This is a genomic window from Pseudomonas sp. (genome assembly GCF_033723075.1).
Taxonomy (GTDB): Bacteria; Pseudomonadota; Gammaproteobacteria; order Pseudomonadales; family Pseudomonadaceae; genus Aquipseudomonas.
Genome location: NZ_JAWVXU010000004.1, coordinates 155,100 through 176,164, shown reverse-complemented (window position 1 = coordinate 176,164; position 21,065 = coordinate 155,100). Strand labels below are relative to the sequence as shown.

At 61.8% G+C, this 21,065-nt stretch carries 22 protein-coding genes and 1 pseudogene; 19 read left to right on the top strand and 4 right to left on the bottom strand.

Annotated elements, in window-relative coordinates; all coding sequences use genetic code 11:
- The first annotated feature begins 10 nt into the window (after window positions 1-10).
- Window positions 11-1,402, top strand: coding sequence for a sensor histidine kinase (locus R3355_RS06785; protein WP_318960587.1), 1,392 nt, complete (start codon window positions 11-13; stop codon window positions 1,400-1,402).
- 117 nt (window positions 1,403-1,519) lie between these two features.
- On the opposite strand, the gene R3355_RS06780 is transcribed toward R3355_RS06785, so the two are convergent.
- Both R3355_RS06780 and R3355_RS06775 read right to left on the bottom strand, forming a co-directional pair.
- Complete coding sequence (locus tag R3355_RS06780) at window positions 1,520-2,356, bottom strand: HDOD domain-containing protein (protein ID WP_318946623.1); 837 nt, start codon at window positions 2,354-2,356, stop codon at window positions 1,520-1,522.
- A 39-nt stretch (window positions 2,357-2,395) separates the two neighbouring features.
- Window positions 2,396-3,337: a folate-binding protein YgfZ gene (locus R3355_RS06775; protein ID WP_318960586.1), complete on the bottom strand. Its 942-nt coding sequence runs from the start codon at window positions 3,335-3,337 to the stop codon at window positions 2,396-2,398.
- A 205-nt stretch (window positions 3,338-3,542) separates the two neighbouring features.
- Here R3355_RS06775 and R3355_RS06770 point away from each other — a divergent pair, with 205 nt between their 5' ends.
- Together R3355_RS06770 and R3355_RS06765 are read left to right on the top strand one after the other, a co-directional pair.
- Window positions 3,543-3,797: a succinate dehydrogenase assembly factor 2 gene (locus R3355_RS06770; RefSeq protein WP_318946621.1), complete on the top strand. Its 255-nt coding sequence runs from the start codon at window positions 3,543-3,545 to the stop codon at window positions 3,795-3,797.
- Window positions 3,781-4,233, top strand: a complete 453-nt coding sequence (locus tag R3355_RS06765; protein WP_318960585.1) for a protein YgfX — start codon at window positions 3,781-3,783, stop codon at window positions 4,231-4,233. Before R3355_RS06770 ends, R3355_RS06765 begins: the two co-directional genes overlap by 17 nt.
- Here R3355_RS06765 and nadB read toward each other — a convergent pair.
- Window positions 4,202-5,818, bottom strand: coding sequence for an L-aspartate oxidase (gene nadB, locus R3355_RS06760; RefSeq protein WP_318946619.1), 1,617 nt, complete (start codon window positions 5,816-5,818; stop codon window positions 4,202-4,204). The two genes, R3355_RS06765 and nadB, sit on opposite strands and share 32 nt — an antisense overlap.
- Window positions 5,819-6,197: 379 nt before the next feature.
- Between nadB and rpoE the strand changes: the two genes are divergently transcribed.
- The 12 genes from rpoE (at window position 6,198) to pdxJ (ending at window position 16,882) form a co-directional block, all read left to right on the top strand.
- Window positions 6,198-6,779 carry an RNA polymerase sigma factor RpoE gene (gene rpoE / locus R3355_RS06755; protein WP_318946618.1) on the top strand — a complete coding sequence of 194 codons (582 nt, stop codon included), beginning with the start codon at window positions 6,198-6,200 and terminating at the stop codon, window positions 6,777-6,779.
- A gap of 35 nt (window positions 6,780-6,814) precedes the next feature.
- Window positions 6,815-7,405, top strand: a complete 591-nt coding sequence (locus R3355_RS06750; RefSeq protein ID WP_318946660.1) for a sigma-E factor negative regulatory protein — start codon at window positions 6,815-6,817, stop codon at window positions 7,403-7,405.
- Between the two features lie 8 nt (window positions 7,406-7,413).
- Window positions 7,414-8,367, top strand: coding sequence for a MucB/RseB C-terminal domain-containing protein (locus R3355_RS06745; protein ID WP_318960584.1), 954 nt, complete (start codon window positions 7,414-7,416; stop codon window positions 8,365-8,367).
- Window positions 8,364-8,819 carry a SoxR reducing system RseC family protein gene (locus R3355_RS06740; protein ID WP_318960583.1) on the top strand — a complete coding sequence of 152 codons (456 nt, stop codon included), beginning with the start codon at window positions 8,364-8,366 and terminating at the stop codon, window positions 8,817-8,819. Before R3355_RS06745 ends, R3355_RS06740 begins: the two co-directional genes overlap by 4 nt.
- A 36-nt stretch (window positions 8,820-8,855) precedes the next feature.
- Complete coding sequence (locus tag R3355_RS06735; RefSeq protein WP_318960582.1) at window positions 8,856-10,283, top strand: DegQ family serine endoprotease; 1,428 nt, start codon at window positions 8,856-8,858, stop codon at window positions 10,281-10,283.
- 221 nt (window positions 10,284-10,504) lie between these two features.
- Window positions 10,505-12,304 carry a translation elongation factor 4 gene (gene lepA, locus R3355_RS06730; protein ID WP_318960581.1) on the top strand — a complete coding sequence of 600 codons (1,800 nt, stop codon included), beginning with the start codon at window positions 10,505-10,507 and terminating at the stop codon, window positions 12,302-12,304.
- A gap of 5 nt (window positions 12,305-12,309) precedes the next feature.
- Window positions 12,310-13,164: a signal peptidase I gene (gene lepB / locus R3355_RS06725; RefSeq protein ID WP_318951387.1), complete on the top strand. Its 855-nt coding sequence runs from the start codon at window positions 12,310-12,312 to the stop codon at window positions 13,162-13,164.
- Window positions 13,165-13,262: 98 nt separating this feature from the next.
- On the top strand, window positions 13,263-13,640 hold the full coding sequence (locus R3355_RS06720) for a DUF4845 domain-containing protein (protein WP_318951386.1): 378 nt from the start codon (window positions 13,263-13,265) through the stop codon (window positions 13,638-13,640).
- Window positions 13,637-14,326 (top strand): ribonuclease III, encoded by a 690-nt coding sequence (rnc, locus tag R3355_RS06715; RefSeq protein WP_318951385.1) that lies wholly within the window; start codon window positions 13,637-13,639, stop codon window positions 14,324-14,326. The genes R3355_RS06720 and rnc overlap by 4 nt, the downstream gene beginning before the upstream one ends.
- Window positions 14,319-15,221: a GTPase Era gene (gene era, locus R3355_RS06710; protein ID WP_318951384.1), complete on the top strand. Its 903-nt coding sequence runs from the start codon at window positions 14,319-14,321 to the stop codon at window positions 15,219-15,221. The genes rnc and era overlap by 8 nt, the downstream gene beginning before the upstream one ends.
- Window positions 15,222-15,453: 232 nt before the next feature.
- A complete protein-coding gene (gene recO, locus R3355_RS06705; protein ID WP_318960580.1) occupies window positions 15,454-16,146 on the top strand; it encodes a DNA repair protein RecO in 693 nt (230 codons plus the stop codon).
- The gene (gene pdxJ, locus R3355_RS06700; protein ID WP_318960579.1) at window positions 16,139-16,882 is read left to right on the top strand and encodes a pyridoxine 5'-phosphate synthase; all 744 of its coding nucleotides are present in this window, start codon (window positions 16,139-16,141) and stop codon (window positions 16,880-16,882) included. Before recO ends, pdxJ begins: the two co-directional genes overlap by 8 nt.
- Window positions 16,883-17,119: 237 nt before the next feature.
- On the opposite strand, the pseudogene R3355_RS06695 reads toward pdxJ, so the two are convergent.
- Window positions 17,120-17,590, bottom strand: a pseudogene (locus R3355_RS06695) (helix-turn-helix domain-containing protein); the annotation flags it as partial.
- A gap of 321 nt (window positions 17,591-17,911) precedes the next feature.
- Here R3355_RS06695 and R3355_RS06690 point away from each other — a divergent pair.
- The 4 genes from R3355_RS06690 to R3355_RS06675 are packed head-to-tail and all read left to right on the top strand — an operon-like array spanning window position 17,912 to window position 20,982.
- On the top strand, window positions 17,912-18,703 hold the full coding sequence (locus R3355_RS06690; RefSeq protein WP_318960578.1) for an ABC transporter substrate-binding protein: 792 nt from the start codon (window positions 17,912-17,914) through the stop codon (window positions 18,701-18,703).
- 40 nt (window positions 18,704-18,743) lie between these two features.
- Window positions 18,744-19,469, top strand: a complete 726-nt coding sequence (locus R3355_RS06685) for an ABC transporter permease subunit (RefSeq protein WP_318960577.1) — start codon at window positions 18,744-18,746, stop codon at window positions 19,467-19,469.
- Window positions 19,466-20,209 carry an ABC transporter permease subunit gene (locus tag R3355_RS06680; RefSeq protein ID WP_318960576.1) on the top strand — a complete coding sequence of 248 codons (744 nt, stop codon included), beginning with the start codon at window positions 19,466-19,468 and terminating at the stop codon, window positions 20,207-20,209. The genes R3355_RS06685 and R3355_RS06680 overlap by 4 nt, the downstream gene beginning before the upstream one ends.
- Window positions 20,206-20,982, top strand: a complete 777-nt coding sequence (locus R3355_RS06675; protein ID WP_318960575.1) for an ATP-binding cassette domain-containing protein — start codon at window positions 20,206-20,208, stop codon at window positions 20,980-20,982. The genes R3355_RS06680 and R3355_RS06675 overlap by 4 nt, the downstream gene beginning before the upstream one ends.
- Window positions 20,983-21,065 lie beyond the last annotated feature (83 nt).

The window sequence follows — 21,065 nt, the reverse complement described above, 5'->3', positions numbered from 1 at the left end:
AGGCGGCTGGATGGCTAAAATCGGTAGCCTGCGCGGGCGGCTGCTGCGGCGTCTGGCGCTGTTGCTGGCGCTGATCCTGCTCGTCAGCAGTCTGAGTGCCTACTGGAGCGCCCGGCGCGCCGCCGATACCGCCTATGACCGTACCCTGCTGGCGTCGGCGCGGGCGATTGCCCAGGGCCTGTATGCCGATGACGGCAGGCTCAAGGCCAATGTGCCTTATGTCGCCCTGGATACCTTCGCCTACGACAGCGCCGGGCGCATCTACTACCAGGTGCTTGACCCGCGCGGGCAGCTGGTGTCCGGTTACGAAGACCTGCCGGCTGCGCCTGCCGGTACCCCGCGCACCGACGATTACCCGGCGCTGGCGCATTTCTACGATGGCGTCTATCGCCGCCAGGGCGTGCGCGTGGTCAGCTTGCTGCAACCGGTCAGCGAGCCACTGCTCAATGGCATCGCCGAGATCCGGGTGGCCGAGACCCTGGGTGCGCGCGAACGCATGATCCGTGAGTTGCTGGTCGGCACGCTGTGGCGCATGGGCTTGCTGGCATGCAGCGCATTGCTCCTGGTGTGGCTGGCGGTGAGCGCTACCCTGCGTCCGCTGGAGGCGCTGCGGCGCAGCGTGGCCGCGCGCGCCAGTGACGATCTGCGGCCGCTGCCGGATGCCGAACTGCCGCGCGAGTTGCGCCCGCTGGTGAATGCGTTGAATCAGTTCAACGAGCGTCTGCATGGCCTGTTCGCGCGTCAGTCGCAATTTATCGCCGAAGCTGCCCACGAACTGCGCACACCCTTGGCGGCGCTCAAGGCGCGGGTCGAGCTGGGCCTGCGTGCGCAGGAGCCGGCCGTTTGGCGCAGCACTCTGGAAGAGGCCGCGCAGAACACCGACAAGTTGACCCACCTGGCCAACCAGCTGCTCTCGCTGGCGCGCATCGAAAGCGGCGCGCGGGCGATCGCCGAAGGCGGCGCGCAACGCCTGGATCTCAGCCAGTTGGCCCGAGAGCTGGGGTTGGCCTTGGCCCCTTTGGCCCATGCCCGCGGGGTCGCCCTGGCGTTGGAGGCCGAGCAGCGGGTGTGGCTGCGCGGCGAGCCGACCCTGCTCAATGAGCTGCTGTGCAACCTGGTGGATAACGCCTTGGCGCATACCCCGGCTGGGGGCAACGTGATCCTGCGGGTGCTGGCACCAGGCGTCCTCGAGGTCCAGGACGATGGCCCGGGGATCCCCGCAGAGGAGCGCGAGAAGGTCTTCGAGCGTTTTTATCGGCGCGGTGTGCAGGGTTCGGGCGCCGGTCTGGGTCTGGCCATCGTCGGCGAGATCTGCCGTGCCCATCAAGCGCGCATCAGCCTGCATCAGGTCCAGCCGCAGGGGTTGCTGGTGCGCGTCGAGTTCGCCGGCGAGGTTGTCTGAGCGTTTGTAGCAGAACGCTCGATGTTCACACCCGTCTGAGACGAGCTGCCGGTGACCTTGCCTTGGCGTGGCGTCACTCGTCCAGGCGGCCCGCAAGCCGCCCCATGAATCTGCGTTTTACTGCAGCATGCCCATGGCCGCTTCCATGGCGGCGGAGAGATCTTCGTCGTCATTCAGGTTCTGGCCCGGATCCAGGCCGAGTTTGCGGAATGCCGGGATCTGGCTCCAGTCCAGTTGGGTGTAGGGGTGTTGGCTGCCCAGGTAGCTTTGCAGGATGGCGACCTGGACGATGTCGACGTAGTCGACCTTGGCACTGTCGCGGGTGAAGTCCAGGTGTTGGCTCGGCACCATGGCGATCAGTTCGGGGAAGTCCCAGGTGCGCAGGATCTTGTCACCGATTAGTGGGTGAATCTGCTCGATCACGTGGTTGAGGCTGATCGAGTCGGACAGCAGTTCGTTGTGGTCTTCGGCGTAGGTGAGGATCGGCAGCACGCCGATCTGGTGCACCAGGCCGGCGAGGGTCGCCTGGTCCGGCATCAAGCGGGTGTAGTGCTTGCACAGCACGTGACAGATCCCGGCGATTTCCGTGCTCTTGTTCCAGACTTCGCGCATCTTGCGGTCGACCACGTCCGAAGTGGCCTGGAACATCTGCTCCATCGCCAGGCCGGTGGCCAGGTTGCAGGTGTAGTTGATGCCCAGGCGGCTGACGGCCATCTGCAGGTCGGTGATTTCCTTGTTGGTGCGCAGCAGTGGGCTGTTCACCACCTTGATGATGCGGGCGGTCAGCGCCGCATCGTTGCCGATTACCTTGCTGATCTGCGGAATGCCGATATCCGGGTCTTCCGCCGCTTCACGGACTTTCAGGGCGACTTCCGGCAGGGTCGGCAGTACCAGGTCATCGTTGTCGATGGCCTTGATCAGTTCCTGTTGGACTTTCTCGGCAAGCTTGCTCATGGGCAGGTCTCTTCGGTAATCGGCTGCAGATGCAGGGGGTTAACGCTGGATTTCGCGGGTGCTGTCCAGGGTGTAGGGCAGATCCAGCAGTCTGAGTGGCAGGCCTTGTGGGGTGCCGAGGTGAATGCGTCCGTCACTGACCGCGTCTTCCAGCAATACCGCCAGCAGCTCGAAGCCGTTGTCGCTCTGCGCGGCCAGCACCACTTCGCCGACGCTGCTGTTGCGCTCGGGGGAAAACAGTTCGGTGGCCGGTGCGGGCAGTTGCTCGCCGTCTACCGCCAGGCGATACAGGCGGCGCTTGAGTTTGCCGAGGTACTGCATGCGCGCAACGATTTCCTGGCCGGTGTAGCAGCCCTTCTTGAAGCTGACACCGCCCAATGCCTGCAGGTTGAGCATTTGCGGGATGAACAGTTCGCGGGTTGGGCCCAGTACCTGACCGATACCGGCGCGCACCTGGGCCAGTAGCCATTGATTGAGAGAGGTGTGCGCCAGCTGTGCGGCCAATTGGGTGTGCAGGCTCTCGGCCTGGCTGGCCGGTGCCCAGAGTTCGGCGCGGCCGTCGCTCAGACGCAGCGCCAGCAGGTCGTTGGCTCGCGCCACGCTGTCGGCGTGGCGTGGCAGGTCGAGGCCCAGGCTGGCCAGAGCGGCATCGCCGTCATGCAGGCCAAAACGCACCCAGTCGGCGCTTTCGTCGATCAGCTTGGACTTGCTGAATGCCGCGTACTTCTGCAGGTCGAGCAGTTGCGGCTCGACCAGTTCACTGGCCATTGCCAGCAGGAAGCCGTCGGCCACGCTGACAATGCGGAAGCTCGACAGCATGCGGCCTTTGGGGGTGCAGCGGGCTCCGAGGCTGGAGCTGACATCGCTCAGGTAATTGAGGTTGCAGGTCAGTTGGCCCTGGAGGAATTTGCTCGCATCAGAACCACGAACGGCGAGGACGCCTTCGTGGCTGAGGGTGGAGAAAAACGCGGAATCGGCCATAGGGATAAACAATCGCTGGATGAAAGTGAGGGGCGTCATCATAAAAGCAGCCACAAGCCTCAAGCTACAGGCTTTGTGCAAAAGCCAGGAAAAAGCTTGAAGGCGAACCTCCCTGGATTGGCTTGCTGGGGGCGGCCACCCGTCTTGCGGCCGACTGTTATACTGCGGCGCTTTCTCCCGCCAGGCTCTATCAAGGAACCGCTCCATGGTCGATTCGACAGAACTCAATCGCCTTTACTGGCACAGCCGCCGCGGCATGCTGGAACTGGATGTACTGCTGGTGCCATTCGTCAAGGAGGTCTATCCGACCCTCGATGCTGAAGACCGCGAGTGTTACCGCAAGCTGCTCGAGTGTGAGGATCAGGATATGTTCGGCTGGTTCATGCAGCGTGCCGAATCCGAAGATGCCGATCTGCAGCGCATGGTTCGCATGATCCTGGACCGTGTCCAGCCCAAGTGACAGTTTCGAGTGCCGCTGGCAGCCGTCGCGGCGCTTGCTGCTGCTCTACGGGTTGGTTCAGGCGCTAGCGCTGCTCAGCTTGTCGCTGGTCGAGATTCCGCTGTGGGCGCTGTCGTTGGGCGTCTTACTGTGCCTGGGGCATGCCGTCTGGGTATTGCCGCGGCATATCCTGTTGAGTGCGCCCCAGGCGTTCGGCGGGTTGCGCTGCACGGCCGATGGCTGGCAGTTGTGGAGTGCGTCAGGCGGCTGGCAGGTCATCCAGTTGCGCCCCGACAGCCTGGCGTTGCCGCTGGTTGTGGTACTGCGCTTTCGCCTGGCGGGTGAGCGCCGGGTGCGCGGCCTGTGCATCCCGCATGATGCCCTGCCGCGGGATATGCACAGGCGCTTGCGCGTGCGCCTGAAATTCAGTCGCCGTAGGTGGGTGGCTGCAGAATAGTGTCTTTGGCCTCGGGCAGCTGCTGCGGGTAGTCCAGGGTGTAATGCAGGCCGCGAGATTCCTTGCGCTCCATCGCCGAGCGGATCATCAGTTCGGCCACCTGGGCCAGGTTCCTCAGTTCGATCAGGTCGCGGCTGACCTTGTAATTGCTATAGAACTCGTCGATCTCGTCGAGGAGCAGGCGCACCCGGTGTTCGGCGCGTTGCAGGCGCTTGTTGGTGCGCACGATGCCGACGTAGTCCCACATGAAGCGCCGCAGCTCATCCCAGTTGTGCGCGATGATTACATCTTCATCCGAGTCGGTCACCTGGCTGGCGTCCCAGGTCGGCAGGTTGCTCGGCGCACTCACGTCACCGAGCTTCTGGATGATGTCGGCCGCTGCCGCGCGGGCGTAGACGAAACACTCCAGCAGCGAGTTGCTGGCCATGCGATTGGCCCCGTGCAGGCCGGTGAAACTGGTCTCGCCGATGGCATAGAGGCCGGGAACGTCGGTAGCGCCGTTCTGCTCGACCACTACGCCGCCACAGGTGTAATGCGCGGCTGGGACTACCGGGATCGGCTCGCGAGTGATGTCGATGCCGAAGTCGAGGCAGCGTTCATACACGGTGGGGAAGTGTGTCTTGATGAAGTCGGCCGGTTTGTGGCTGATGTCCAGGTACACGCAGTCAGCGCCGAGGCGCTTCATTTCGTGGTCGATGGCGCGGGCCACGATATCGCGCGGGGCCAGTTCGGCGCGTGCATCGAAGCGCTGCATGAAGCGTTCGCCGCCCGGCAGTTTGAGCAGCGCGCCTTCGCCGCGCAGGGCTTCGGTGACCAGAAAGCTTTTGGCCTTCGGGTGGTACAGGCAGGTCGGGTGGAACTGGTTGAACTCCAGGTTGCCGACCCGGCAGCCGGCGCGCCAGGCCATGGCGATGCCGTCGCCGCAGGCGCCGTCCGGGTTGCTGGTGTACAGATACACCTTGGCCGCGCCGCCGGTGGCGAGGATGACGAAGCGCGCACTGAAAGTGTCGACTTCACCGCTGGTCCTGTTCAGTACATAGGCGCCCAGGCAGCGCTGGCCATCGAGGCCGAGTTTGCGCTCGGTGATCAGATCAACCGCAACACGCTGTTCCAGCAGCTCGACATTGGCCCGCTGCCTGGCTTGCTCGAGCAGGGTCGTAAAAATCGCCGCACCGGTGGCATCGGCAGCATGGATGATGCGTCGGTGGCTGTGACCGCCTTCGCGGGTCAGGTGAAACTCGAAGCCGCCATCTTCGTGGGCGGTCTGATCGTCGCGGGTGAAGGGCACGCCCTGGTCGATCAGCCATTGAATCGCTTCTCGGCTATGCTCCACGGTGAACCGCACCGCTTCTTCGCGACACAGGCCGGCACCTGCATTGAGGGTGTCCTCGACATGCGATTCGACGGTATCCATGTCGTCCAGCACCGCTGCCACGCCGCCTTGGGCCCAGTAAGTCGAGCCATTGGCCAGGTTGCCCTTGCTCAGCACGGCAATGCGCAGGTGCTCGGGCAGGGTCAGCGCCAGCGTCAAACCGGCGGCCCCGCTGCCGATGACCAGAACGTCGTGTTGGTAGTGTTGGCTCATGTCGTGATCCTGCAGGTAAGCGGCCCCTAGTATATAGAGGGGGCGAGCGGCACAATAGCCGGCTTATGACCTACCGTGGTGCTGGGGAACTTTCTTAGTCGCCAAGGTTCAATAAGAGGTCGCCCTCAGAGGGACACTGCTTGTTTGTCGGATAGGTTGAGGGCTTTCATCGGCTTTTCAATTGTTGGCAGATGGGTGATCTAAGACTATTTGCGCAGCAGGGGCTTCAGGTCACTGCTGCGTCACTCCGTGCAAGACATATAGCGTTTTGCAGGAAGCTTGTTTGAAGGGGAGAACTTTTGCGCAACGTCCGAGTCTATTTTGGCAAGCCGGTTGATTGGCTGACGCTGCACTCCTTCGGACTCAATGAGGAGTGTTGATGCTAGCTCAGGAAGAAGATCAGCAGCTGGTCGAGCGCGTACAGCGTGGTGATAAGCGAGCATTCGATTTGTTGGTGCTGAAGTATCAGCACAAGATTCTCGGGTTGATCGTGCGGTTTGTGCACGACACCCATGAAGCGCAAGACGTGGCGCAGGAAGCCTTCGTCAAGGCGTATCGAGCGTTGGGGAATTTTCGCGGTGACAGTGCGTTCTATACGTGGCTGTATCGCATTGCCATCAATACGGCGAAGAATCATCTGGTGTCGCGTGGTCGGCGGCCGCCTGAGAGTGATGTAAGTGCCGAGGATGCGGAGTTCTATGATGGCGATCACGCCCTCAAGGACATTGAGTCCCCGGAACGACTGCTGTTGCGGGATGAAATCGAAGCCACCGTGCATCGGGCCATCCAGCAATTGCCAGAAGATTTGCGTATGGCGCTAACCTTGCGTGAATTTGATGGTCTGAGTTACGAGGACATTGCAAACGTCATGCAGTGTCCAGTCGGTACCGTGCGTTCGCGAATTTTTCGAGCTCGTGAGGCCGTAGATAAATGCTTGCAACCCCTGTTGCAGGAAAGTTGATTAAGACAGCGGCGCTAGCCAAGAGAGGAACCGCCATGAGTCGTGAAGTCCTGCAGGAATCGCTGTCCGCAGTTATGGATAATGAAGCGGACGAAATGGAACTGCGGCGTGTGCTCAGTGCGAGCGACGACGCCGAGTTGCGTGCAACCTGGTCGCGCTATCAGATTGCTCGTGCGGTGATGCACAAGGAACTGCTGGAGCCGCGTCTGGATATTGCTGCAGCCGTGTCTGCGGCGTTGGCCAGCGAAGCGTTGCCGGTGCAGAGCAAGGTCGTTCGCGGTCCGTGGCGTTCGCTTGGTCGCTTCGCCGTGGCTGCTTCTGTTACGGTTGCCGTTCTGGCCGGAGTGCGCTTGTACAATCAGGATGAGGTAGCAGCTACGCAATTGGCGCAGCAAGCCACTCAGCCCGCATCGATCGCTCCGCAAGTGCAGGGCCCCGCCATGCTGGCAGGCTTCAGTACTGCAGGTGAGCAGCCAGCTGCGGCTGGAGCTGCTGGTGAGACTACATCCGGCTGGCATGATCAGCGTCTGCCAGCTTATCTGCGCCAGCATGCTCAGCAAGCGGCCATGAATGCCAATGAAAGCGCGCTGCCTTATGCGCGTGCTGCAAGTCTGGAAAGCCGCTAAGGAGGCGCATGCGCTTTATTTCCGTCATCTCTCTGTTGTTCGGTAGTTGGCTCGCATTGCCTGCTGTCGCTGCCGAGGCGCAAGACTGGCTTGAACGTTTGGCCGATGCTGGGCAAAGTCAAAGCTTTCAAGGCACATTCGTCTATGAGCGCAACGGCAGCTTTTCTACCCACCGTATCTGGCATCGGGTGGATGAAGCGGGTGGGGTGCGTGAGCGGCTATTGCAGTTGGATGGGCCGGAGCAGGAAGTGCTGCGAGTCGATGGCCGGACAAAATGCGTCAGCGGTAACTTGGCTGACCAGATTGGCGATCTTGAGGCGTGGTCGGCACGAGACCTGAATGCCCAGCGGTTGCTTGAATCGTATGACCTGCGTGTTATCGGCAAGTCGCGTGTGGCGGGGCGGGCGGCTGTGGTGCTGGCGCTGTCGCCGCGCGATCAGCATCGTTACGGCGTTGAGTTGCATCTGGATCAGGAAAGCGCTCTGCCGTTGAAGTCCCTGCTGCTGAATGACAAGGGGCAGTTGCTCGAACGCTTTCAATTTACCCGGCTCGATGTGGGTGCAGTTCCTACTGACGAGCAATTGCAGTCTGGAGACGGTTGTCGGCCGGTAACCGCCAGCAAGGCGCAAGCCGAGGTTGTCGAAGCCTGGCGTTCTGACTGGCTGCCGCCAGGCTTTACCTTGAGTCGGGTCGTCGAACGTCGCAGTCCGGCATCCAATGAGCAAGTGGCGTGCCTGGTTTACGACGATGGCTTGGCCCGTTTTTCGGTGTTCCTTGAGCCCTTGCGTGGCGTCATGGTCGAGGATGCGCGGAGTCAGCTTGGCCCGACTGCCGCGGTTTCGCGGCGTCTGGTGACCGATGACGGCGATGTGATGGTGACTGTGGTCGGTGAAATTCCGCTGGGTACGGCAGAGCGCATCGCCTTGTCGATGCGTGCCCTAGAGGGGCAGGCCATACAATGATCGAAGAGCAGGGGCGGGTCGTGGCCATTGAATCGGGCGCCGTCTGGGTCGAGACCTTGCGTAAAAGCACCTGTTCCAGCTGCACGGTGAGTGCAGGTTGCGGTCATGGCGTGCTCGACAAGTTGGGTGCCAGTGGTCGTCGGGGCTATGTCCGGGCACTCTGTGATCTGCAGTTGAGTGTGGGTGATACTGTGGTGATTGGTGTGCGCGAGGAATTGCTGGTGCGCGGTTCGTTACTGGTCTACCTGCTGCCTCTGATCGGGTTGTTCAGCGCCGCATTACTGGCCGAGCAACTGGCCTTGAGTGAGCCCTGGGTGATCCTGTCTGCCTTTGTCGGCTTGTTCGTGGCCTGGGCGGCGGTGCGCTGGCACAGCAGTCGCACGGCCGATGATCCGACCTTGCAACCGGTGGTCATGCGCGCCTTGCTCGCCGGCTCTGCCTCAGTGTTTTGAGCGTTTTGCTCGTTTTCGATGGGGAGTTTCATATCGATGCCTAGCCTGAAATCGTCTTTCTATTCCTTGGTCGCTTTGCTGCTATTGGGGCAGGCGGTGGTTGCCCAGGCACAGTTGCCGGACTTTACCGAGTTGGTCGAAGAGGCCGCGCCAGCGGTGGTCAACATCAGTACCCGGCAGAAGATACCGGCGCGTGCGGCGGGGGCTGGCGAATTGGCCATTCCCGATCTTGAAGGCCTGCCACCGATCTTTCGCGAATTCTTCGAACGCAATATTCCGCAAGTGCCGCGTGCACCAAACGGCGGCCGACAGCGTGAGGCGCAATCGCTGGGCTCCGGCTTCATCATTTCTGCCGATGGTTATGTGCTGACCAACAATCACGTGGTCGCCGGTGCCGATGAGATCATCGTGCGCCTGGCCGATCGCAGTGAGCTGGAGGCCAAGCTGATTGGTGCCGATCCGCGTAGCGACGTGGCCCTGCTCAAGGTCGAAGGCGAGAATCTGCCGATGGTCAAGCTGGGCAAGTCCGAGGATCTGAAAGTCGGCGAGTGGGTATTGGCCATCGGCTCGCCCTTCGGTTTCGACCATTCGGTGACCGCCGGTATCGTCAGCGCCAAGGGGCGCAGTCTGCCGAACGAAAGCTATGTGCCGTTCATTCAGACCGATGTGGCGATCAATCCGGGTAACTCCGGCGGCCCGCTGTTCAACCTGGCGGGTGAGGTGGTAGGTATCAACTCGCAGATATTCACCCGCTCCGGTGGTTTCATGGGTTTGTCCTTCGCTATTCCGATGAGCGTCGCCCTGGATGTGGCCGATCAGTTGAAGGCCGACGGCAAGGTCAGTCGCGGCTGGTTGGGCGTGGTGATTCAGGAAGTCAACAAGGATCTGGCCGAGTCATTCGGGCTGGATAAGCCGGCGGGTGCGCTGGTCGCTCAGGTTCTGGAGGGTGGGCCGGCGGCCAAGGGTGGCTTGCTGGTTGGCGATGTGATTCTCAACATCAATGGCGCGCCTATCGTCATGTCGGGAGACCTGCCGCACCTGGTTGGTCGCCTGAAACCGGGCAGCAAGGCCGAGCTGGATGTGGTGCGTGATGGTTCGCGCAAGACGCTCAAGTTGACCATAGGTGCCTTGCCGGAAGACGGTGAAAGCTTGGCCGGCGCGGCTGGGCCGGGGGTGGAGCGCAGCAGCAATCGCCTTGGGGTCAAGGTGGTCGAATTGACGGTCGAGCAGAAGAAAAGTCTCGACCTGAAAGGCGGGGTGGTCATCACCGAAGTGCTCGACGGTCCTGCGGCACTGATCGGCTTGCGTCCGGGCGATGTGATTACTCATTTGAATAATCAGGCCATCGACTCGGCGAAAACCTTTACCCAGGTGGCCGAGGAATTACCGAAGAACCGCTCTGTCTCCATGCGCGTACTGCGTCAGGGGCGCGCCAGTTTCATCACCTTCAAGTTGGCGGAGTGATGTCGGCACGGGTTGCCGGCTGACTGCCTGTCGCAGATACGGCGTCGCCGGCCAGATCAAGAACTGGAACGCGACGGGCAAGGCTGAAGAAGGGCGATTTCGGTCGCCCTTCTTCATATCCGCCGATTGGCGCCTGGGCGTGACGGCTGCGGCGCCAATCGGGTACACTTCACGGCTATTTTCGGCGGGCTGTCGCCTGCGACCTTTTCGAGTGTTGTCCTGTGAGTGACCTGAGTCATATCCGCAATTTCTCCATCATCGCCCACATCGATCACGGCAAGTCCACCCTGGCCGATCGTTTTATCCAGATGTGTGGTGGCCTGGCCGATCGTGAAATGGAAGCCCAGGTTCTGGATTCCATGGACCTTGAGCGTGAGCGCGGGATCACCATCAAGGCGCATAGCGTGACCCTGTATTACAAGGCGCGCGACGGCAAGACTTACCAGTTGAACTTCATCGACACCCCCGGTCACGTCGATTTCACCTATGAAGTCAGCCGTTCCCTGGCGGCCTGTGAAGGCGCGCTGCTGGTGGTCGATGCCGGTCAGGGCGTCGAGGCGCAATCGGTCGCCAACTGCTACACCGCCATCGAGCAAGGCCTCGAGGTCATGCCGGTGCTGAACAAGATCGACCTGCCGCAGGCCGACCCGGATCGGGTCAAGGAAGAAATCGAGAAAATCATCGGCATCGATGCCACCGATGCCGTGACCTGCAGCGCCAAGACCGGCCTGGGTGTCGACGAAGTGCTCGAGCGCCTGGTGCACACCATTCCCGCGCCGACCGGCGATATCGAGGCGCCCTTGCAGGCGTTGATCATCGACTCCTGGTTCGACAACTACCTGGGGGTGGTTTCCCTGGTGCGCGTGCGCCACGGGCGGATCAAGAAGGGTGACAAGGTGCTGGTGAAATCCACCGGCAAGATTCACCTGGTCGACAGCGTCGGTGTCTTCAATCCCAAGCACTCCGCCACGGTCGACCTCAAGGCCGGCGAAGTGGGCTTCATCATTGCCGGCATCAAGGACATTCACGGTGCGCCGGTGGGCGATACCCTGACCCTGAGCTCGACCCCCGACGTCGACATGCTGCCAGGCTTCAAGCGCATCCAGCCACAGGTCTATGCCGGCCTGTTTCCGGTCAGTTCCGACGACTTCGAGGATTTCCGCGAAGCCCTGCAAAAGCTCACGCTGAACGACTCATCCTTGCAGTACACCCCCGAAAGCTCCGATGCCCTGGGCTTCGGTTTCCGTTGCGGCTTCCTCGGCATGCTGCACATGGAGATCATCCAGGAGCGCCTGGAGCGCGAGTACGACCTGGATCTGATCACCACCGCGCCGACGGTTATTTTCGAGTTGCTGCTCAAGACCGGTGAAACGGTTTACGTCGATAACCCGTCCAAACTGCCCGACCTGTCGACCATCGAAGATACGCGCGAGCCGATCGTGCGGGCCAATATTCTGGTGCCCCAGGAGCACCTGGGCAACGTCATCACCCTGTGCATCGAGAAGCGTGGCGTTCAGCACGATATGCTGTTCCTCGGCTCGCAGGTGCAAGTGACCTATGACCTGCCGATGAACGAAGTGGTCCTGGACTTTTTCGATCGCCTGAAATCGACCAGCCGTGGTTATGCTTCGCTGGACTATCACTTCGATCGTTATCAGTCGGCCAATCTGGTCAAGCTGGACGTATTGATCAACGGTGAGAAAGTCGACGCCCTGGCGCTGATCGTGCACCGTGACAACGCCAACTACAAAGGGCGTGCGTTGACCGAGAAGATGAAGGAACTGATTCCGCGGCAGATGTTCGATGTGGCAATCCAGGCCGCCATTGGTGGGCAGATTGTCGCGCGGACCACTGTCAAGGCGCTCAGAAAGAACGTGCTGGCCAAGTGTTACGGTGGCGATGTGAGCCGTAAGCGCAAGCTGTTGGAAAAGCAGAAGGCCGGTAAGAAAAGGATGAAGCAGGTCGGCAACGTGGAAATTCCACAAGAAGCCTTCCTTGCTGTGCTCAGGTTGGATAGTTAGATCCTATGTCGCTAAATTTCCCGCTGTTGCTGGTAATCGCCGTCGCCGTTTGTGGTGCGCTGGCGTTGTTCGATCTGCTCTTTCTGGCCCCGCGCCGGCGCACGGCCATTGCCAACTACCAGGGGCAGGTCAACCAGCCCGACGAGACGGTGGTCGAGCGCCTGAACAAAGAGCCATTGCTGGTGGAGTACGGTAAATCGTTCTTCCCGGTGCTGGCGATCGTGCTGGTGCTGCGCTCCTTTCTGGTCGAGCCGTTCCAGATTCCGTCCGGCTCGATGAAGCCGACCCTGGAAGTGGGCGATTTCATCCTGGTCAACAAGTTTGCCTACGGCATTCGCCTGCCGGTGCTGGACACCAAGATCATCGAGGTGGACGACCCACAGCGTGGCGATGTCATGGTGTTCCGTTATCCGAGCGACCCGAACATCAACTACATCAAGCGTGTGGTGGGCCTGGCGGGCGACAAGATTCGCTACAGCAGTGACAAGCGCCTGTTCGTCAATGGACAGCCGGTCGCCCAGCAGTTGCTCGGCGAAGAGCCGGGCAGCCTCGGTAGCGCGGCCCTCTATGAGGAGCGCCTGGGCGCGGCCGAACACCTGATCCGCAAGGAAATGAATCGTTATCGGGCTGAGCCTGGGCGCGAGTGGGTAGTGCCGCAAGGGCATTACTTCATGATGGGCGACAACCGCGACAACTCCAACGACAGCCGTTACTGGAACGATCCGGCCATTCCCAAGCCTTTGTTGGGCATGGTGCCGGACCAGAATATCGTTGGCAAAGCCTTCGCCGTCTGGATGAGCTGGCCTGATCCAAAATTGCGCAATCTGCCGAATTTCTCTCGCGTCGGTTTGATTCACTGACCTTTCGCCTATTTTGCGGCGCTGTTCAATACGGCGTCGCAGGCTATATATAGTCTTAGCCCGCTGGGCACTCACATTGGTCGAACTTGGGGGCAAACATGACATTTGCGCGTTCGCAGAAAGGCTTGTCGATACTGAGCTGGTTGATGGTACTGGCGGTCGTGGCATTTTTCGCCAGCACGGCATTCAAGATGCTGCCGCACTACCTCGACTATATGTCGATGGAAAAAATCATTACCTCGGTGGAAACTGACCAGACCATGGATATCCGCACGGTCGGTGCATTCTATGGCCATGTCGGCAAGGGCATGGAGGTCAACAGCATTCGCGACCTGAATCTGAAAGAAGCATTGAAAGTGAAAATAGAAAACAACGAGTTCCGTGCTCATCTGAAGTATGAAAAGCGCGAGCCGCTGATCGAAAACCTCGATCTGGTGGTCCGGTTCGACAAAGAATATCGCGTGCGCATGCCGTGAGTGCTTCGTTAGCTCGCCTCGAGCGCCAGCTCGGCTATACCTTCAAAGATCAGGACCTGATGGTGCTGGCGCTGACCCACCGCAGTTTTGCCGGGCGCAACAATGAGCGCCTGGAATTTCTCGGTGACGCCATTCTCAACTTCGTCGCCGGCGAGGCGCTGTTCGAACGTTTCCCGCTGGCGCGCGAAGGTCAGTTGTCACGTTTGCGCGCGCGTCTGGTCAAGGGCGAAACCCTGGCCATCCTGGCCCGCGGCTTCGATCTGGGTGACTACCTGCGGCTCGGCTCGGGCGAGTTGAAGAGCGGCGGCTTCCGCCGTGAATCGATTCTCGCCGATGCCCTCGAAGCGCTGATCGGCGCCATCTACCTGGATGCCGGGATGGACGCGGCGCGCGAGCGCGTGGTCGCCTGGCTGACCAATGAACTGGAAAGTCTGACCCTGGTCGATACCAACAAGGACCCGAAAACCCGCTTGCAGGAATTTCTGCAATCGCGTGCCTGCGAGCTGCCGCGCTATGACGTGGTGGATATCCAGGGCGATCCGCATTGCCGGACATTCGTCGTCGAATGCCAGATTTCCTTACTGAATGACAAGACCCTGGGCCAGGGTGCCAGCCGTCGCATCGCCGAACAGGTCGCTGCAGCCGCTGCCTTGATTGCCCTCGGGGTGGAGAATGGGCATGACTGATACACCCGTTACACGCTGTGGCTATGTCGCCATCGTTGGCCGGCCCAACGTGGGTAAGTCGACCCTGCTCAACCACATCCTCGGGCAGAAGCTGGCGATCACCTCGCGCAAGCCGCAGACCACCCGGCACAACATGCTCGGGATCAAGACCGAGGGCGCCGTGCAGGCGATCTATGTGGACACCCCCGGCCTGCACAAGAACAACGAGAAAGCCCTCAACCGCTACATGAACAAGAACGCCTCGTCGGCGCTGAAAGACGTCGACGTGGTGATCTTCGTGGTCGACCGCACCCGCTGGACCGACGAGGACCAGCTGGTTCTCGAGCGCATCCAGTACGTGCAGGGCCCGGTGATCCTGGCGATCAACAAGACCGACCGCCTCGAAGACAAGGCCGATCTGATGCCGCATCTGGAGTGGCTGGCGACCCAGTTGCCCAACGCCGAGATCGTGCCGGTCTCCGCCCAGCACGGGCATAACCTCGATACCCTGGAAAAACTGGTGGGCGAGCGCCTGCCCGAGGGCGAGCACTTCTTCCCGGAAGACCAGGTCACCGACCGCTCCAGCCGTTTCTTCGCCGCCGAGCTGGTGCGTGAGAAGATCATGCGCCAGCTCGGCGCCGAGTTGCCGTACCAGATCACCGTGGAAATCGAAGAGTTCAAGCGCGACGGCCGTATCCTGCATATCCATGCGCTGATTCTGGTCGAGCGCGACGGCCAGAAGAAAATCATCATTGGCGACAAGGGTGAGCGGATCAAACGCATCGGCCAGGAGGCGCGCAAGGACATGGAAGTGATGTTCGACTCCAAGGTCATGCTCAACCTCTGGGTCAAGGTCAAAGGCGGTTGGTCGGACGACGAACGCGCTTTGCGCTCCCTGGGCTACGACAATATTTAAACCGCGCTCGCTGTCGTTGCGTAGGGTGGGCCGGGCGGCGATCCGCTTCAGTTCGTAGGTTGGGTTAGCGGTGCACTCACTTATCACACAACGGCTAAGACGCCGCGTAACCCAACAAGGCATTGGCAGGCACAACGCAATGATGGGTTACGCCGCACGCAGAAACGCTGCCTTGATTCGAGTGTAGTGCTGGCGGCTAACCCATCCTACGGAACGTGGCAGTCAACAATCCATGACCTCTCAGCCCGCCTATGTTCTGCACAGCCGTGCCTACCGCGAGAGCAGTGCACTGGTGGATTTTCTCACCCCGCAAGGTCGCCTGCGCGCAGTTATGCGCGGCGCGCGGGGCAAGGCCGGTACTCTGGCGCGTCCATTCGTACCGCTTGAAGTGGAGTTTCGCGGGCGCGGCGAGCTGAAAAACGTCAGCCGTCTCGAAGCCGCCGGTATCCCCAACCTGTTGCGCGGCGAGGCCCTGTTCAGTGGTCTCTATCTGAACGAGCTGCTGATCCGCCTGCTGCCTGAGCAGGACCCCCACCCGGCGACGTTCGACCACTACGCCATGACCGTGCTGGCGCTGGCCCAGGGCCGTGCGCTGGAGCCCTTGCTGCGTTCTTTTGAATGGCGTTTGCTCGATGAGCTGGGCTATGGTTTCGCCCTTGATATGGATCGGCTCGGCCAGCCGATCGTCGCTGCGGGCCTCTATCGCCTGCAAGCCGATGCCGGCCTGGAGGCGGTCGGGCAGTTGCAGCCGGGGGTGTTCCACGGCAGCGAATTGCTCGCCATGGCCGAGGTCGACTGGAGCGTTCCAGGCGCCCTGGCCGCGGCCAAACGCCTGATGCGCCAGGCCCTGGCGCCCCATTTAGGCGGTCGACCGCTGGTCAGCCGCGAACTGTTCATGACGCTCAAGGAGCCATCACGTGACTGACGCCAATCGTATTTTGCTGGGTGTGAACATCGACCATGTGGCGACCCTGCGCCAGGCCCGCGGTACGCGTTACCCGGATCCGGTCAAGGCCGCGCTGGACGCCGAGGAGGCGGGTGCCGATGGCATCACCGTGCACCTGCGCGAAGACCGTCGGCATATCCAGGAGCGTGACGTGCGGGTGCTCAGGGAGGTCATGCAGACACGCATGAACTTCGAGATGGGCGTCACCGAAGAGATGCTCGCCTTCGCCGAAAGCATTCGTCCCGAGCACGTCTGCCTGGTGCCGGAAACCCGCCAGGAGCTGACCACCGAAGGCGGCCTGGACGTGGCTGGGCAAGAACCGCGGATTCGCGCCGCGGTCGAGCGCCTGAGCCGGATCGGTTGCGAAGTCTCGCTGTTCATCGACCCGGACCCGCAACAGATCGAAGCCTCCAAGCGCGTCGGTGCGCCTGCTATCGAGCTGCATACCGGGCGCTATGCCGATGCCAGTACGCCGGTCGAAACGGCCAGGGAGCTGGCGCGAATTCGCGACGGTGTGGCCTGCGGCCTGGCCCATGGCCTGATCGTCAATGCCGGGCACGGCCTGCATTATCACAACGTCGAGGCGGTGGCGGCGATCCCCGGGATCAACGAACTGAACATCGGCCACGCCCTGGTCGCCCATGCCCTGTTCGTCGGCTTCAAGCAGGCGGTAGTGGAGATGAAGCAACTGATAGTCGCGGCGGCCAATCGCTAGGAGCCTGTCGGACTTGACCGTCCGTAGCGAGGGGAAGTCCGGATTGATTCAGTTTTGCTGCTCTTTCGAGGCAAATAGCTGGCTATTTAACGAGAAAGAGCAGCAAAACTGGGCAAAGCCGGCTTTTCCGCAGTAGGACAGCGTTAAGTTCGACAGGCTGCTAGAGCATCCGGCCAGCCTGGACCCGGACGCCCTGGTGCGTGAGCTGGAACGCCACTCCGAGCCTGTCGCCGTTTCTTTCTTGATCTCTTTCAAGTGCTTGTACACAGTCGCGCGGCCCATGTTCAGCAGGTTGGCCACGTAGTTGGCGGCACTCTTGCCCTTGAATGCACCTTCGGCGTGCGCTGTCTCGACCCGTTCGCGCTTGTGCTCGCGGGTCAGCCGGTTGGTCCGCTGTGCAGGAAGCTGTTGATGCGCTCCGCCAGTCCTCGCGCAACAGTGTGTCCGGCAGGGGGACCAGCTTGCCGGGGAGCGAAACAGAGCCAGGACAGCCGTGGCGCTTTCGAACAGCGAGATATTCAGGTTGATGCACAGCACTGCAATCGGCACGCCCTGGGCGTCGCGTAGCTCGCTGCCGACCGAGCGAATCTTCTGCCCGTCCCAGTTGAGTTCTTCGCAGGGGCCGATGTTCCGTTCGTCGACCTCGCCGCCGAACAGGTCTGCCAGGGGCGCATCGTCACCGATCTCGCGCGTGGAGATGTTGTTACTGGACCTCTGGGGCAAAGCTCCACGGTAAAGGCTGCATGGGGTGTATTTGCCATGGGCCTGCGGGGGACTGCGCAAGGCGCATCAAGCACGGTTAGACAGCCCGGTGTCACCTTGAATGCAGGGTGTCGAGCGCAAGGATGTTGCGGATAAACACATAGCTGAGTGCTATGCATAACATAATAAATATACATTTGATAAATGTGAGGTGCGGGCGGATTCTTGCTTCGCGGCGGTGGCCGATTGGTCATCCAGTGCGATTTGAAGTGGGCTTGCGGGTGATGGCCGGCTTCACAGCGAACCACGATTCCAGAGGAAAACAAGATGAATAAGACTCTCCGCTCCCTGTTGCTTTGCGCCAGCATCGGTGTCCTGCCGTTCGCTGCTGCCCAGGCCGCCGAAGGCCCGACCCTGCGTCTCGCCACCGAAGGTGCCTACCCGCCGTTCAACTACTACACCGCCGACGGCCAACTGGCCGGCTTCGATATCGAGATCGGCAAGGCCCTGTGCGAGCGCATGCAGGCCAAGTGCAGCCTGGTGGCCCAGGACTGGGACGGCATAATTCCCGCGCTGCTGGGGCGTAAGTACGATGTGATCATCGCCTCCATGTTTATCACCGAGGAGCGCCGGCAGAAGGTCGCCTTCAGCGATCCCTACCAGAAATCGGCGATGACCTTCGTGGTGCCCAAGGATTCCGAACTCAAGGATTTCAGCCCGGCGGCCATGGCCGGCAAGACCATCGGTGCCCAGGGTGCGACCACCCAGGCGGATTACCTGATGGCGATGTTCCCCGACTCCGATGTGCGCCTGTATCCGACCCAGGATGCGGTGAACCTGGACCTGGTGTCCGGACGCCTGGATGCCCAGGTCGGCGACATGATCCCGATGCTCGAATGGACCCTGAAGTCCGAGGATGGCAGTTGCTGCCGTATGGCCGGCGCGCCGATCAGCGACCCGAAATATGTCGGCGAGGGCGTCGGCATGGCGCTGCGCAAGGAGGACGAAGCGCTGCGTCAGCAGCTTAACCAGGCCCTGGCCTCGATCATCGCCGATGGCACCTACCAGGCCATCAACGACAAGTTCTTCTCGGTCAATCTGCTGACCCTGGAGCAGTGAGCCAATAAGGCCCATCTGCTCAACGAGAAGAGGATCTGTTATGGACTGGCTCACCTACCTGAGCTTCGGTGACGCCGGCTGGGGCGACGAGTTGCTGCAGGGCCTCGGGGTCACCCTGGCCCTGGCACTGACCACCCTGCCGGTCGGCCTGCTGCTGGGCCTGCTGGTGGCGGCGCTGGCACTGTTCGGCGCGCGCCCGGCGCGGGCCCTGGCCCTGGCGTTCAGCACCACATTGCGCGGCCTGCCCGAGCTGCTCACCCTGTTTATCATCTACCACGGCGTGGGCATGGGCCTGAACGCCCTGTTGCGTTGGTACAGCCCCGACGCCGGCTATCTCGAGCTGAGCCCCTTTATCGCAGGGGTGTTGGCCCTGGGCCTGGTCTTCGCCGCCTATTCCAGCGAAGTCTGGCGCGGTGCCTGGCAGGCCCTGGACGGAGGCCAGCGCGAAGCGGGACAGGCCATGGGCCTGCGTCGGCTGACCATCTTCCGGGTGATCGAGTTGCCGCAGTTGCTGCGCCTGGCCCTGCCGGGGCTGGGCAACCTGTGGATCAACCTGCTCAAGGACACCGCCCTGGTCTCGGTGATCGCCTTGAGCGACCTGATGCGCATGGCCAATATCGCCGTGGGCACCACCAAGAAGCCCTTTCTGTTCTTCCTCGTGGTGTGCCTGGCCTACTGGCTGGTGTGCCTGCTCTGCGAGTGCCTACTGGCCCGCATGGAACGCCGCGCCAACCGCGGTTACCGCACGGGAGGGCAGGCAGCATGATGGAACTCCTCACGCGCTTCTCCGGCCAGTTGCTGGCCGGTGCCGGCCTGACCCTGCAGCTCACCGTTATCGGCGCTCTGCTGGCCTGCGCCCTGGCGCTGCCCCTGGCCATCGTCCGCTGCAGCGAGCGCGGTTTGCTGCGCTGGCCGATTCGCCTGTTCGTCTCGTTCCTTCGTGGCACGCCGCTGCTGGCCCAGCTGTTTCTGGTGTATTACGGCTCGGGTCAGTTCCGCGCCGAGCTGAGCCAGCTGGGGCTCTGGTGGTTCTTCCGCGACCCCTACTACTGCGCGCTGCTGACCTTCGTTCTCAACTCCACGGCCTATCAGATCGAGATCCTGCGTGGTGGTCTGCGCGCCGTGCCCTACGGGCAGATCGAGGCGGGCGTCGCCATGGGTTTGTCGAGCTTCAACCGCTACCGCAAGATCATCCTGCCCAATGCCTACCGCATCGCCTTTCCAGCCCTGGGCAACGAAATCATCCTGCTGCTCAAGGGCAGCGCGGTGGTCAGCGTGATCACCCTGTTCGATGTGATGGGGCAGACCCGGCGCATCTTTTCGCAAACCTTCGACCTGTCCGTGTACCTCTGGGCGGCGCTGCTCTACCTGCTGATGACCAGCGCCTTCGTCTGGCTCTGGCACCGTCTTGAGCTGTGCCTGACTCGTCACCAACGGGTACGCCAGGCCCCATCCACCGCCACCGCGCCCCCCTCGAAGCGGGTTTCCGCCGGAGTGTCGCCATGACTGCAAGCATCCCCCAGACCGCCGCCCTGCAGGTGGAGAACCTGTACAAATCCTTCGCTGGGATCGAGGTGCTCAAGGGCGTCTCGCTGACCGCCGAGAAGCACGATGTGATCAGCATCATCGGCTCCAGTGGCTCGGGCAAGAGCACCCTGTTGCGCTGCATGAACCTGCTGGAGTTCCCCGACAGTGGCTGCCTGCGCGTGCACGGCGAGGAGCTGGAACTGGGCACCAACCGCCGTGGCGTGCGCTCGCGGCGTTTCCAGCGGCAGATCGAACGGGTGCGCGCGCGCCTGGCCATGGTCTTCCAGTCGTTCAACCTGTGGTCGCACATGACGGTGCTGGAGAACGTGATGCTCGGCCCCTGTCTGGTGCACCGCCGCCCGCGCGATGAGGTGGAGGACCAGGCGAAGCAGCTGCTGGCCCGGGTCGGCATGCTGGAGAAGTGCCAGATGTACCCCGACTGCCTGTCCGGTGGGCAGAAGCAGCGGGTGGCCATCGCCCGCGCCCTGGCCATGGACCCCGAGGTGATGCTGTTCGACGAACCCACCTCGGCCCTGGACCCGGAGCTGGTGGGCGAGGTGCTGCTGGTGATCCGCGAGCTGGCCGAGGAAGGCCGCACCATGATCATGGTCACCCACGAGATGCGCTTCGCCCGCGAGGTGTCATCCAAGGTGGTGTACCTGCACCAGGGCCGGATCGAGGAGCAGGGCAGCCCCGAACAGCTGTTCAACGCCCCGCAATCGGACAACCTGCGCCGCCTGCTGGCGACGTAGGGTGCGCTGTGCGCACCGCCGGGCAATGACGCCCTAATAACCCAATAACGAGATGGTGCGCATGGCGCACCCTACCTTTTGAG

Excerpts from the sequence above, each read along its gene's own strand:
- R3355_RS06775 (WP_318960586.1), bottom strand. The coding sequence starts at position 3,337 with ATGGCCGATTCCGCGTTTTTCTCCACCCTCAGCCACGAAGGCGTCCTC.
- R3355_RS06770 (WP_318946621.1), top strand. The coding sequence starts at position 3,543 with ATGGTCGATTCGACAGAACTCAATCGCCTTTACTGGCACAGCCGCCGC.
- nadB (WP_318946619.1), bottom strand. The coding sequence starts at position 5,818 with ATGAGCCAACACTACCAACACGACGTTCTGGTCATCGGCAGCGGGGCC.
- R3355_RS06680 (WP_318960576.1), top strand. The coding sequence starts at position 19,466 with ATGATGGAACTCCTCACGCGCTTCTCCGGCCAGTTGCTGGCCGGTGCC.
- R3355_RS06735 (WP_318960582.1), top strand. The coding sequence starts at position 8,856 with ATGCCTAGCCTGAAATCGTCTTTCTATTCCTTGGTCGCTTTGCTGCTA.
- R3355_RS06780 (WP_318946623.1), bottom strand. The coding sequence starts at position 2,356 with ATGAGCAAGCTTGCCGAGAAAGTCCAACAGGAACTGATCAAGGCCATC.
- R3355_RS06690 (WP_318960578.1), top strand. The coding sequence starts at position 17,912 with ATGAATAAGACTCTCCGCTCCCTGTTGCTTTGCGCCAGCATCGGTGTC.
- R3355_RS06675 (WP_318960575.1), top strand. The coding sequence starts at position 20,206 with ATGACTGCAAGCATCCCCCAGACCGCCGCCCTGCAGGTGGAGAACCTG.
- era (WP_318951384.1), top strand. The coding sequence starts at position 14,319 with ATGACTGATACACCCGTTACACGCTGTGGCTATGTCGCCATCGTTGGC.
- R3355_RS06720 (WP_318951386.1), top strand. The coding sequence starts at position 13,263 with ATGACATTTGCGCGTTCGCAGAAAGGCTTGTCGATACTGAGCTGGTTG.
- R3355_RS06685 (WP_318960577.1), top strand. The coding sequence starts at position 18,744 with ATGGACTGGCTCACCTACCTGAGCTTCGGTGACGCCGGCTGGGGCGAC.
- rpoE (WP_318946618.1), top strand. The coding sequence starts at position 6,198 with ATGCTAGCTCAGGAAGAAGATCAGCAGCTGGTCGAGCGCGTACAGCGT.
- R3355_RS06750 (WP_318946660.1), top strand. The coding sequence starts at position 6,815 with ATGAGTCGTGAAGTCCTGCAGGAATCGCTGTCCGCAGTTATGGATAAT.
- R3355_RS06785 (WP_318960587.1), top strand. The coding sequence starts at position 11 with ATGGCTAAAATCGGTAGCCTGCGCGGGCGGCTGCTGCGGCGTCTGGCG.
- R3355_RS06745 (WP_318960584.1), top strand. The coding sequence starts at position 7,414 with ATGCGCTTTATTTCCGTCATCTCTCTGTTGTTCGGTAGTTGGCTCGCA.
- R3355_RS06740 (WP_318960583.1), top strand. The coding sequence starts at position 8,364 with ATGATCGAAGAGCAGGGGCGGGTCGTGGCCATTGAATCGGGCGCCGTC.
- lepB (WP_318951387.1), top strand. The coding sequence starts at position 12,310 with ATGTCGCTAAATTTCCCGCTGTTGCTGGTAATCGCCGTCGCCGTTTGT.
- recO (WP_318960580.1), top strand. The coding sequence starts at position 15,454 with ATGACCTCTCAGCCCGCCTATGTTCTGCACAGCCGTGCCTACCGCGAG.